The sequence below is a fragment of the Micromonospora sp. NPDC023888 genome (assembly GCF_040639415.1).
Lineage (GTDB): Bacteria > Actinomycetota > Actinomycetes > Mycobacteriales > Micromonosporaceae > Micromonospora.
This window is the reverse complement of the sequence record NZ_JBEZZW010000073.1, coordinates 1-12,205: the sequence shown is the minus strand read 5'-3', so window position 1 is coordinate 12,205 and position 12,205 is coordinate 1. Positions and strand designations below refer to the sequence as shown.

The following is a 12,205-nucleotide window of genomic DNA, read 5'->3' as shown; positions in this document are numbered from 1 at the left end:
CCTGGCCCGCCGCAGGCCGGCCAGGGACTTCGACACAGGCCCTAAAAGTCGTCGTCGAAGGCGACAGTGCCGGCCACCCCTACCTGGTACGCCGAGACGCGCCGCTCGAAGAAGTTGGACAGTTCCTGCACGTCCTGCAACTCCATGAAGGCGAACGGGTTGTTCGACCCGTAGTGCGGGGCGATGCCGAGCTGGGCCAGGCGGCGGTCGGCGACGTGCTGGAGATACTCCCGCATGTCGGCCAACGTCAGGCCGGCCACCCCGTGGCCCACCAGGTCCTCGGCGAACTGCACCTCGCACTCGACGGCCTCGGCGAGCATCTGCCGCACCTGGTCGGCGAGGTCGTCGTCGAACAGGTCCGGTTCCTCGGCGCGGACGGTGTCGACGACGTCGAACGCGAACGCCATGTGCATCGACTCGTCGCGGAACACCCAGTTGGTGCCGGAGGCCAGGCCGTGCAGCAGGCCGCGGGAGCGCAGGAAGTAGACGTACGCGAACGCGCCGTAGAAGAACAGCCCCTCGATGCAGGCGGCGAAGCAGATCAGGTTGAGCAGGAACGTCCGGCGGTCGTCCCGGGTCCGCAGCTCCCGCAGGTCGTTCAACGAGTCGATCCAGCGGAAGCAGAACTCGGCCTTACGGCGGATCGAGGGGATGTTCTCGATGGCCGCGAAGGCCTCGAAGCGCTCCGTTTCGTCGGGCACGTACGTGTCGAGCAGGTTCAGGTAGAACTGGACGTGCACGGCCTCCTCGAAGAGCTGCCGGGACAGGTAGAGGCGGCCCTCGGGGCTGTTGACGTGCTGGTAGAGGTTGAGCACCAGGTTGTTGGCGACGATGGTGTCGCCGGTGGCGAAGAATGCCACCAGGCGGCTGACCAGGTGCCGCTCGGCCGGGGACAGCTTGTCCAGGTCGGCGAGGTCGGCGTGCAGGTCGACCTCCTCGACGGTCCAGGTGTTGCGGATGGCGTCGCGGAACCGGTCGAAGAAGTGCGGGTAGCGCATCGGGCGGAGGGTGAGGTCCATCCCGGGGTCGAGCAGCATGTGCGTGGTCCTCGTGTCGGTGGTGCTGGCGTCGGTGGTGGCGGTGTCGGCGGCGGTCACTGGCAGGCCTCGCACGACTCGGGGTTCTCCAGCGAGCAGGCCAGCGCCTCCGCGTCGACGACGACGGGTGCGACAGCGCTGACGGTGGCCTGCTGGATCCGGGTGGCGGGGCGGGAGCGCAGGTAGTAGGTGGACTTCAGCCCGGCCTTCCAGGCGTACAGGTACATCGAGGAGAGCTTGCCGATTGTCGGTGCGGCCAGGAACAGGTTCAGCGACTGGGACTGGTCGATGAACGGGGCGCGGGCGGCGGCCAGGTCGATCAGGGCGCGTTGCGGCAGCTCCCAGGCGGTGCGGAACAACTCGCGGACGCCGGCCGGCAGCTCGGCGATGTCCTGCACCGACCCCTCCGCCCGCTTGATCGCCGACCGGATCGGTTCGGTCCACAGGCCGCGGGCCTTCAGCTCGCGTACCAGAGCGGTGTTGACCTGGAGGAACTCCCCCGACAGGGTCTCGCGCTTGAACAGGTTGGACACCTGCGGCTCGATGCACTCGTAGCATCCGGCGATCGAGGCGATGGTCGCGGTCGGGGCGACCGCCACCAGCAGCGAGTTGCGCAGCCCGTCCGCCTCGACCCGCTCGCGCAGCGCGTTCCACCTTGCGGTCTGCGTGCCCTGGACACCCCACAGGTCGGGCTGCAACTGGCCGCGAGCGGCGCGGGTCTGCCCGTACGCCGGGTGCGCGCCGACGTCGCGCGCCAGGTCGGCGGAGGTCTCCAGCGCGGTCAGGTACAGCTCCTCGCTGATCCGGGTGGACAGCTCCCGGGCGGCCGGGGAGTCGAACGGCAGTCGCAACGCGAAGAAGACGTCCTGCAGACCCATCAGCCCGAGCCCGACTGGCCGCCAGCGCGGGTTGCTCGCCGCCGCCTGCGGGGTCGGGTAGTAGTTGATGTCGATGACGCGGTCGAGGAAGGTGACGGCGGTACGGACCGTGGCGCGCAGCCGCTCCCAGTCGATGCCACCGTCGGTGAGGTGAGCGGCCAGGTTCACCGAGCCGAGGTTGCACACGGCGGTCTCGGCGTCACTGGACACCTCGATGATCTCGGTGCACAGGTTGGACAGGTGCACCACGTTGCCGTCCTCGGCGGTCTGGTTGCACAGCCGGTTCGCGGCATCCTTGAAGGTCATCCACCCGTTGCCGGTCTGGGCCAGGGTGCGCATCATCTTCCCGTACAGCTCCCGCGCCGGGACCTGCCGGACGTAGCGGCCCTGCGCCTCGGCCTCCCGGTACGCGGCGTCGAACCGCTCGCCCCACAGGTCGGGCAGTTCGGGCACCTCGTGCGGGTCGAACAGCGACCACATCTCGTCGGCCTCGACCCGGCGCATGAACTCGTCCGGAACCCAGTTGGCCAGGTTGAGGTTGTGGGTGCGTCGGGCGTCCTCACCGGTGTTGTCCCGCAGTTGCAGGAACTCCTCGACGTCCGGGTGCCACGGCTCCAGGTAGACGCAGGCCGCGCCCTTGCGCCGGCCGCCCTGGTTGACCGCGGCGACGCTCGCGTCGAGCGTGCGCAGCCACGGCACGATGCCGTTGGACTGCCCGTTGGTGCCGCGGATCAGCGCGCCCCGAGACCGGACCCGGGAGTACGCGATGCCGATGCCGCCGGCGAACTTGGACAGGTTGGCGACCTGGGCGTACCGCTGGTAGATCGAGTCCAACTCGTCGCGCGGAGAGTCGACCAGGTAGCAGGAGGACATCTGGGTGTGCCGGGTGCCGGAGTTGAACAACGTCGGTGAGCTGGGCAGATAGGCCAGGCTGGACATCAGTCGGTAGAAGCCGACCGCCTCGTCCGGTGTCTGGGACAGCCCGCAGGCCACCCGGAGCAGCCAGTACTGCGGGGTCTCCAGCACCAGCCGGCTGGTGGGGTGGCGCAGCAGGTACCTGTCGTACACCGTGCGCAGGCCGAAGTACTCGAATCGCCGGTCGCCGTCCGGGTCGACGGCGTCGTCGAGCACGGTGGCGTGCGCGGCCACGAAGGCGGCGGTGTCGTCGCCGATCAGGCCCTCGGCGTGGCCGACCCGGATCGCCGCGCTGAACGAGGTGATGCCCTGCCGACGTACCTCCTTGTCGACGTAGCCGGACAGCAGCCGGGCGGCGAGGCGCGAGTACTGCGGTTCCTCACCGATCATCTCGGCGGCGGTCTGGATGGAGAGCCGGTCCAGCTCGGCAGTCGTCGCGCCGTCGTACAGGCCGCTGATCGTGCGGGTGGCGACGCGCATCGGGTCGACGTCGGTCAGGTCGTCGGCCCACCGCTCGACCGCCCGGACGATCTTGTTCAGTTCCACGGATTCGGTGGTGCCGTTGCGCTTGCGGACCTGCATCGGCGTCCGCCGCACGGCCGCGTCGCCGCCTGCCGGGACTACCTCGGTGACTGTCACCACTCACTCCTCGCGAGTTCGAGACCTGATGGCCCCTCGGACGCGTGGAGACAGACACCGGCGGACGCCACGCCGGCACGGCGTGGGTCAGGTGGCGTCAGCCGTCCCACGCGGCCTCGGACCGCCGCCACCCGGGTGCGGGTACGCGGCGCGCTGGCAGGTCTTCGGACTCGCGGGCATGACCGGTTGACCGGTCCCCTACTGGCCGTCGCTTCCCAGGCCGATTCGTGGCCCAGTGCTGATGACGGCTGTCGTTCCCACTCACCGCTGCGGGACAGTCCCGGATTTTCACCGGGTTCCCTCTTGCCTCGACCGCTCGGGCTGAGCGGCCGAACCAGCTGCGTTCGACACCATATATAGGGACGCTGCCGTTGTCACACCCCACATGTCGGTCCCGGGCGTGTCGACGGCGGTGCCCGTGATGGTCGTCACCGGCGTCGGCGACCAGGCCGGCCCGCGCCGACGCGCGGCGGCGCGACGCCCGCGCGGAGTCCGGTGACCGGGCGGGTGTCGACATACGGAAAGGTGTGATGTATTAAGTCTTTAGATGTAAAGTTCCCTACCCATACCTGACCGTCAATACGGCTATCCGGAGTGGACATCCAATCTTCCGGGCCACTCTCCACTTCCGGCGCCACCTCCCCAATCGGGCCGGGAGGACCTCAGCGGCCGACGAGCCGAACAGGAGCCACCACGTGCCGAGGGCGCCTACCAGCGCGACGAATCTCGCCGCCCTCGCGGTCGGTCCGGTGGACCGGGACCGGCGAGCAGGATGACGGCTCGCCAGCGAATCCGTATCCCGGAAAAAACATTCGATGTCTTCGATTCCTGGGGGATCGACATCGTTGACGCGTCGGATTGGCCCTCCGTATACTCCCAGAGATCATCTGATCTTTAGCCTAGCCGGGCGAGGAGCGCATGCCGCAGATCACCGCCGTCACCGTCGAGGACGTCCGCTTCCCCACCTCCCTGACCGCTGACGGCTCCGACGCCATGAACAAGGACGGCGACTACTCGGCGGCCTACGTCGTCCTGCACACCGACGGCGTCGACAGCACCGGTGCGCCACTCGCGGGCCACGGCCTGACCTTCACCATCGGCAGAGGCAACGACATCGTCGTCGCGGCGGCCGTCCACCAGGCACAGCGCCTCGTGGGCGTGGACGTCGCGACCATGGCGTCGGACATGGGCGCGGTCTACCGCCTACTCACCTCCGACTCCCAACTGCGGTGGCTCGGCCCGGAGAAGGGCGTCGTCCACCTGTCGCTGGCCGCCGTGCTGAACGCGTCGTGGGACCTGGTCGCCCGGGTCGCCGACAAGCCGCTGTGGCGGCTGCTCGTCGACATGTCCCCCGAGCAACTCGTCGACATCGCGGACCTGCGCTACCTGTCCGACGCGCTGACCCGCGACGAGGCCCTCGCCATCCTGCGCGCCAAGGAGAGCACGAAGGCCGCCCGTCTCGCCGAGCTCGACCGGACCGGCTACCCCGCCTACACCACCTCGGCCGGTTGGCTCGGCTACGGCGACGACAAGCTGCGCCGGCTGTGCCAGGAGGCGGTGGACAGCGGCTACGGCTACGTCAAGCTCAAGGTGGGCGCCAACCTCGACGACGACATCCGCCGGTGCGGCATCGCCCGGGAGATCCTCGGCCCGGACCGCAACCTGATGATCGACGCCAACCAGGTGTGGGACGTCGGCCAGGCCATCGAGTGGGTCAAGGCCCTCGCGCAGTTCGAGCCACTGTGGATCGAGGAGCCGACCAGCCCCGACGACATCCTGGGCCACGCCGCCGTCCGACGCGCCGTCGCTCCCATCGGCGTCGCCACCGGCGAGCACTGCCACAACCGGGTGATGTTCAAGCAGTTGTTCCAGGCCGAGGCCATCGACTTCTGCCAACTGGACACCGGCAGGCTGGCAAGCATCAACGAGATCGTCGCCGTGCTGCTGCTCGCCGCGAAGTTCGACATCCCCGTGTGCCCCCACGCCGGCGGTGTCGGGCTGTGTGAGATGGTCCAACACGTGTCGGTGCTCGACTACGTCGCGATCTCGGGAGATCTCACCAACCGGGTCACCGAGTTCGTCGACCACCTGCACGAGCACTTCACCGACCCGTGCGTCATCCAGGACACCGGCTCGGGCAGCGGTTACGTCCTGCCCCGCGAGCCCGGCTACTCCACCCGGATGCGTCCGGAGTCGGTCGAGCTCTACCGGTTTCCCGACGGCCACTACTGGGCGGCGACAGACCCGACTACGGTGTCATCTTCGGAGCCGTACGTGATCGCGGGTGGGACGGCCACCCCCGCCGGCCGCTAGGGGGATGTCATGTCGCGCACCGACGAGGTGGTGAACGGCATCAAGCGGATGATCCTCGAAGGGCACTTCAAGCCCGGGGATCGCCTGCCCATCGAGAAGGACCTCGCCGAGTCGCTCGGCGTCTCACGGGGCTCCCTGCGCGAGGGCATGTCGGCGCTGTCGATCCTCGGCATCGTCAACATCCGCCAGGGCGACGGCACCTACGTCACCAACCTCGACGCGCCGCAGCTCCTGGCCCCGATGGGTTTCGTGGTCGACTTCCAGGGCCAGGGCGACCCGCGGCACGTCCACACCGTCCGGCGGCTGCTGGAATGCGAGGCCGCCCGCCTGGCGGCGACCAGGATCACCGACGAGGCCCTCGCCCAGGCGGGGGACCTCCTCGACGAGGCGGCCCGGATCGCCGGTCGGTCGCCGCAGGAGCACGAACGGATCATGGAGATCGACATCGCGTTCCACCGGATCATCGCGGTGCACGCCGGCAACCCGGTGCTCGTCGGTCTGATCGAGGCGTTCGCCGGGCGCACCCTACGCGGGCGGCTCTGGCGGAGCCTGCACGAGGAGGGCGCGGACCGGCGTACCCACGACGAGCACGTGGCGATCCTGAAGGCCCTCCTGGCCCGGGACCCGGAGCGTGCCCGGATCCGGATGGCCAACCACCTGATCGGGGTGGAGGAATCGCTGCACGGGCAACCCGACGACGGTGACGCCAACGCCGAGCCGGCACGGTTCTGAGCGCCCGCCCCGGCGTACGACGGCCCGCTTCGCACCCACCCACGGCCCGGCGGCTCCGGGGCGCGCCACCGATCACGTGATCGTGCGCGCCCCGGTCGACGAGTTCAGCGTTCGTCCCGCTCTCCGCCGGTGCTCCCGGTCATCGCCGCGACCAGGTCGTCGGTGGTGACCTCGTCCGCGCGCAGCCGGGCCGCCCGACGGCCGAGCCGCAACACCTCGACCCGGTCGGCGATCTCCAGCACCTGCGGCATGTTGTGGCTCACCAGCACCACCGACATGCCGGCGTCGCGGGCCCGCCGGACGACGTCGAGCACCCGCCCGGTCTGGACGACACCGAGCGCCGCGGTCGGCTCGTCGAGGATGACCACGTTCGTCGCCCAGATGATGGCGCGGGCCACCGCGACGCACTGGCGCTGCCCACCGGACAACATCGCGATCGGGGTGGTGACCCGGGGGATCCGCACGCCCAGCTCGTCGAGGGCCGCGGCGGCCCCCTGCCGCATGGCGCGCTTGTCGAGCAACCCGAACCGGCCGAGCGGCCCGGAGCGCAGGATCTCCCGACCGAGGTACAGGTTGGCCGCCACGCTGAGGTCGTCGGCGACGGCGAGATCCTGGTAGACGGTCTCCACCCCCGCGCGCCGGGCGTCGACGGGCGTGGAGAACTGGACGGGACGACCGTCCACCCGGATCTGGCCCTCGTCGGGCGGGTGCACACCGGACAGCGTCTTGATCAGGGTGCTCTTTCCGGCGCCGTTGTCGCCGATCAGCGCGACCACCTCACCCCGGTGGACCGTGAAGTCGGCGCCGCGCAGCGCCTCGACGTGCCCGAATCGTTTGACGATGCCACGGGCTTCGAGGACCGGCGGTTCCTCGGCGGTCGGTTGCGTGTCGCTGTCGGCGGTTGCCGTCGGCGTCGTGCCCATCACTGCACCGGGGGGTTGGCGCAACTGGGCTCGAGCACCGCCTTGATCTCCGCGGAGTCGATGTTCTCCTTCGTGACGAACGTGACGCCGGTGTCGGCCGACGCCAGCGGCGCCTTGTCCCGCAGGTGCTTGACCATCTTGTCGACGCCGAAGTAGCCCATCTTGAACGGGTTCTGCACGACCAGGGCCGAGATCTGGCCGCTGCGCACTCCGGCGATCTCGTCCGGGGCGGCGTCCCACCCGATGATGACCACCTTGCCGGACTTCCCGGCCGCCTGGATGGCCTGCGCGGCGCCGAGCACACTCGGCTCGTTGGCTGCGAAGATGCCGGCGAGGTTGGGGTTGGCGGTGAGGATGTTCTCGGTGACGCGTCGTGCCTCGTTGACGTCACTGCGGCTGGGCTGCTGGCCGACCAGCTTCAGGTTGGGATACGAGGCGAGGCCGGCCTTGAAGCCGTCCACCCGCTCGGTGTTGGTCTGCGACCCCGGCTGGAACTCGACGAGCGCCACCTGGTGGTTGCCGGGGCCGAGTTCGGTGGCGAGCAACTTCGCCGCCTCGGTGGCCGACGCACGGTTGTCGGTGGCGAAGAGCGGCACGCTCGACGGCTGCGGGCTGGTGCCAGAGTCGATCATCGCGACCGGGATCTTCGCGGCGAGGGCCTGGTCGGTCGCGGGCGCCAGCGCGCTGGAGTCGGTCGCCGCATACACGATGCCGTCGACCTTCTTGGTGACGAAGTTCTGGATCAGGTTGACCTGGCCCTCGACATCGGTCTCGGTGGTCACGCCGTCCCACTGGACGGTGACGTCCCCCGCGCGCTGCGCGGCGCACTCCGCGCCCGCCTTCACGGTGTTCCAGTAGTCGGCACCGACGGCCTTCGGCACGACGGCGAGCTTCAACGGGCCGCTCGCGTCCTTCGTCGCGCCGTCGCCCCCGTCGCGGACCTCGACCCCGCCGCAGGCGCTGAGCAGAGCGGTCGCCGCGGCCGCGGCCAGAACGGCCCGTACACCCAGGATCGACCGTCGCGTCCGCCGGCTGGTGGTGGTGTGCGCCATGGTGTGTGTCCTTTCTCGTTCGGAGTCTCGGAATGGCATGTCAACCCCGTGATTCCAGCCGCCGGCGGCGGTACTGGTCGAAGTAGACGGCGGCCCAGATGATCAGGCCGACGATCACCTGCTGGTAGTGGATGCTGATGTCGAGCAGGACGGCGCCGTTGCGCACCAGGGCGATGAGGAACGCGCCGATGATGGTCCCGACGATCCGGCCCTGACCACCGAAGAGACTGGCGCCGCCGATGACCGCGGCGGCGATGACGTCGAGCTCCAACGAGATCCCGTAGTTCGGTTGGCCGGAGTTGACCCGGGATGCGGCGATCATGCCGCCCAGCCCGACCAGCACACCCGCCAGCACGTACACCCCGGTCAGGTGACGCCCCACCCGGATGCCGGAGCGGCGAGCCGCCTCCAGGTTGGAGCCCATCGCGTAGGTGTACTGACCGAAGCGGGTCTGGGAGAGCAGGAAGGCGACCCCGACCGCGACCAGGACGGTGATCACCACGGCGAACGGGATGCCGAGCAGCTCCCCGTTGCCGAGGAGCTGGAAGGATCGGGGCAGGCCGTAGACGCCGACCGCGCCGGTGATGATGAAGACGAGACCGCGGCCCACGGACATCGTGCCAAGCGTCGCGATGAACGGCGGGATCCGGGCCACCGTCACCAGCAGCCCGTTCAGCAGGCCGGCCAGCGCGCCGACGCCGATCGCGACCACCGTCGCCGCCCAGAGCGAGAAACCCAGGTCGCGGACCACCATCGCCCCGGCGACGCCGGCGAGCGCGGCGACCGACCCCACGGACAGGTCGATGCCCTTCGTGATGATGACCATCGTCTGCGCCGTGGCGATGATGGCGATCACCGCGGTCTGCGCCCCGATGTTGAAGAGGTTGTCCGCCGTCAGGAAATAGGGACTGGCGAAGGTCAACGCGACGAACAGGACGACGAGCGCGGTCGCGGCGGTCAACTCGGAGACGGCGTGGGAGATCCGTTCGCGGAACCAGTCGCTGAGTTCGCCGCGCTGCGTGCCGGCGGATGCCTCGACGGTACTCATCGTCGGATCTGACCTCCCCAAGCGTGGCGCCGGCGCGCGACGGGGGAATCCCCGGCGAGCCGGCCACCTCTGAGCCACCGATCCTCCACGGCCGGGCGGCGTGGGGTGTGCCCACACCACCCGTCGAGATAGGTCGGATGTTTCCCTCGATCAGGCGTTACCTTGCCACGCATTGACTCATGTTGCCAAGGTCTTACGGGGATGTTGTCGTCGTTACCCGGCGCGGCTGAGGCAGACGTCTGATCAAACCGGCACAACCCGTGGCCCGTCGACAGGCCCGGAGCGAGGTGCGGGCGGTCAGTCGGCGAGCCACCACGGCGTCAGGCCGCGTCCAGCCGGTACGCCCGGCGGGCCGTCCGCCGCCAGATCGCCGCCCGCTCGTCGTCGCCCAGCGGGGCCAGCAACTCGGTGAGGGCCTCGACCCAGCGGGCGTAGGAGGAGGCGAGTAGGCACACCGGCCAGTCCGAGCCGAACATCAGCCGGTCCGGGCCGAACGCGTCGAGCGCGTGCTCGACGGCGGGCCGAACGTCCGACGTCGTCCAGGAGGGGCCGTCCACTTCGGTCACCAGACCGGAGAGCTTCGCCGTCGTGTTGGGCTCGGCGGCGAGTGCCAGCAGGTCGCGCGGCCAGTCGCCGAGGCCGCCGTGCCCGAGCGAGGGCTTGCCGAGGTGGTCCAGGACGAACCGCATCTCGGGCAGGTCGCGGACGAGCCGGGTCGCCGCCGGCAACTGGTGGTCGCGTACCAGCAGGTCGAAGGCCAGGCCGGCGGCGCCGACCGCGGCGATGCCCCGCCGGACGTCCGGGCGGTCGAGGTACGCCGGGTCAGGCTCGGACTGGACGAGGTCGCGAATGCCCACCAGTCGCTCTCCGCCGCGGGCCGCCCGGAGCCGGTCGAGGCGATCACCGACGTTGTCGGCGGTGAGGTCGACCCAGCCGACGACGCCGGCGATGAGGGGGTCGTCGGCCGCGATACCCAGCAACTCGGGCGTCTCCGTCCGGACGGCGACGGACTGCACCACGACGGTCTGGGTGACCCCGGCCGCTCGGGCCACCGGGGCGAGATCGAGCGGGGTGAAGTCGCTGTCGATCGCGGCCATGGTGTGCGGATCGATCCAGGGCTGCGGGTGCCGTGCCCGGACCCAGAGATGGTGGTGCGCGTCGACGATGCCCTGCCCCGGCGCAGCCTCGGTGGTCGTCATCGGACACGTCCTGGCATGCTCACGTACTCTCCCCCACCCCGCCCAGTCATTGGTCAGACGTCCGGGTCGGCTCGGCGCTTCGGAGCCGATCCGGCAGGTGGACCATGTTAGCGGTAACAGGACGCCTGTGGGGCCGCCGAACGCGTGCCTCGGCGCAACCAAGCATCATATCTTTGGAATTCAGCCTTGTCGATACTACCGCTCACGGTGGGCCGACACCCCGCCCGTTGAGCCGGGTTGACCGCCTGCGGCGGCACCGATACCGTCGACCCACTATCTGCGGCGACGCGAGGGAAGCCGGTGTGAATCCGGCGCGGTCGCGCCACTGTAAGCGGTCTCCGCCTCAACGGGGCCGCGAGCCAGGACGCTCGGTCGTCCGCAGCCTTGCGATGGGGACGCGTCATCCCCGGGGAGGTTCGTGATCTTATGTCTGCTTCCACGTCCAGCCAGCCGTTGGTGCATCCCGCCGGCGGTGCCCGTCTGTTGTGGACGGTCCTGGCCACCGTCGTGCTGCTCAGCCTGCTTGCCTACCTCGTCGCCTTCGATCAGGGAGCCGTCTCGCGCAGCGGGACGTACCTGCACGAGCTGATGCACGACGGCCGGCACCTGCTGGGTGTCCCGTGCCACTGAGGTCCACCACCGCTCCCCCGTTCGTCACCGTCCTCGTCCGCGGGCTGCTCGCCGGCCTGATCGCCGGCCTGCTCGCCGGGGCGTTCGCCTACGTGGCCGGCGAACCGCGCGTCGAGGCGGCGATCGCGATCGAGGAGGCGGCGACGCACGCCGAGCCCCCGGCCGGCGGGCACGATCACGAGGACGCCCTGGTCAGCCGGACCGGTCAGCGGGGCGGCTTGTTTCTGGCCACCAGCCTGTTCGGCGCCGCGATGGGTGGCCTGCTGGCCACCGCGTACGTCCTGCTGTGCCGCCGCCGGCGGACCTACGACGACGGCCGCTCGGGCCTGCTGCTGGCCGGCGCGGCGCTGCTCGGCGCGGTGATCGTGCCGTTTCTGAAGTATCCGGCGAACCCGCCGGCCGTCGGCGACCCGGCCACCATCAACCAGCGCACCGTCACCTACCTGCTGATGGTGGTGCTCGGCCTGGTGGCGGTCTGGGCCGGCTCCCTCGGCTATCGGGCGGTGGGCAGCACGGCACCGACGTGGCAGCGCGCCGCCGCGGCCACGTGCGGGTTCCTGTTGGTCGCCGTGGTGTCCTCTGTGGTGATGCCCTCCTTCCAGGAGGTCCCGGAGGACTTCCCGGCCGCCCTGCTGTGGGACTTCCGGCTGGCCTCGCTCGGCACGCAGGTGGTGCTCTGGACCGGCATCGGCCTGCTGTTCGCGGCCCTGATGCACCACGACCTGCGCCGCCGGACCGGCACCATGCCCACCGGCCGGATCACCACGGTGTTCAGCGCCGGCACCGCCACGATCAGCGGGATCGACACCAGGAAGGACGGTGTCATCGACCTGACCGGC

General features: G+C 70.0%; 10 protein-coding genes and 2 riboswitches. Of the genes, 4 read left to right on the top strand and 6 right to left on the bottom strand.

Annotated features, from left to right (window positions below; translation table 11 throughout):
* Positions 1–41: 41 nt before the first annotated feature.
* A complete protein-coding gene (locus tag AB0F61_RS33825; protein WP_357818368.1) occupies positions 42–1,037 on the bottom strand; it encodes a ribonucleotide-diphosphate reductase subunit beta in 996 nt (331 codons plus the stop codon).
* A gap of 56 nt (positions 1,038–1,093) precedes the next feature.
* Complete coding sequence (locus AB0F61_RS33820) at positions 1,094–3,412, bottom strand: ribonucleoside-diphosphate reductase subunit alpha (protein WP_357818366.1); 2,319 nt, start codon at positions 3,410–3,412, stop codon at positions 1,094–1,096.
* Between the two features lie 194 nt (positions 3,413–3,606).
* Positions 3,607–3,823: riboswitch (cobalamin riboswitch) on the bottom strand.
* Positions 3,824–4,387: 564 nt separating this feature from the next.
* Between AB0F61_RS33820 and AB0F61_RS33815 the strand changes: the two genes are divergently transcribed.
* Together AB0F61_RS33815 and AB0F61_RS33810 are read left to right on the top strand one after the other, a co-directional pair.
* The gene (locus AB0F61_RS33815; protein WP_357818363.1) at positions 4,388–5,782 is read left to right on the top strand and encodes an enolase C-terminal domain-like protein; all 1,395 of its coding nucleotides are present in this window, start codon (positions 4,388–4,390) and stop codon (positions 5,780–5,782) included.
* Positions 5,783–5,791: 9 nt separating this feature from the next.
* Positions 5,792–6,514, top strand: a complete 723-nt coding sequence (locus AB0F61_RS33810; RefSeq protein ID WP_357818360.1) for a FadR/GntR family transcriptional regulator — start codon at positions 5,792–5,794, stop codon at positions 6,512–6,514.
* A gap of 104 nt (positions 6,515–6,618) precedes the next feature.
* Here the strand turns inward: AB0F61_RS33810 and AB0F61_RS33805 are convergent, their stop codons facing one another.
* The 4 genes from AB0F61_RS33805 to AB0F61_RS33790 form a co-directional block, all read right to left on the bottom strand.
* Entirely contained in the window at positions 6,619–7,437 is an 819-nt protein-coding gene (locus AB0F61_RS33805) for an ATP-binding cassette domain-containing protein (protein WP_357818356.1), read from the bottom strand.
* A complete protein-coding gene (locus AB0F61_RS33800; RefSeq protein WP_357818354.1) occupies positions 7,437–8,489 on the bottom strand; it encodes an ABC transporter substrate-binding protein in 1,053 nt (350 codons plus the stop codon). The genes AB0F61_RS33805 and AB0F61_RS33800 overlap by 1 nt, the downstream gene beginning before the upstream one ends.
* Positions 8,490–8,529: 40 nt before the next feature.
* On the bottom strand, positions 8,530–9,537 hold the full coding sequence (locus AB0F61_RS33795; RefSeq protein WP_357818351.1) for an ABC transporter permease: 1,008 nt from the start codon (positions 9,535–9,537) through the stop codon (positions 8,530–8,532).
* Between the two features lie 320 nt (positions 9,538–9,857).
* The gene (locus tag AB0F61_RS33790; RefSeq protein WP_357818349.1) at positions 9,858–10,736 is read right to left on the bottom strand and encodes an amidohydrolase family protein; all 879 of its coding nucleotides are present in this window, start codon (positions 10,734–10,736) and stop codon (positions 9,858–9,860) included.
* Positions 10,737–11,028: 292 nt separating this feature from the next.
* A riboswitch (cobalamin riboswitch) is annotated at positions 11,029–11,104 on the top strand.
* A 58-nt stretch (positions 11,105–11,162) separates the two neighbouring features.
* On the opposite strand from AB0F61_RS33790, the gene AB0F61_RS33785 reads away from it, so the two are divergent.
* Both AB0F61_RS33785 and AB0F61_RS33780 read left to right on the top strand, forming a co-directional pair.
* Complete coding sequence (locus AB0F61_RS33785) at positions 11,163–11,366, top strand: CbtB domain-containing protein (protein WP_357818347.1); 204 nt, start codon at positions 11,163–11,165, stop codon at positions 11,364–11,366.
* A partial coding sequence (locus AB0F61_RS33780; protein WP_357818344.1) for a CbtA family protein occupies positions 11,357–12,205 on the top strand: 849 nt, incomplete at its 3' end. The genes AB0F61_RS33785 and AB0F61_RS33780, both read left to right, overlap by 10 nt.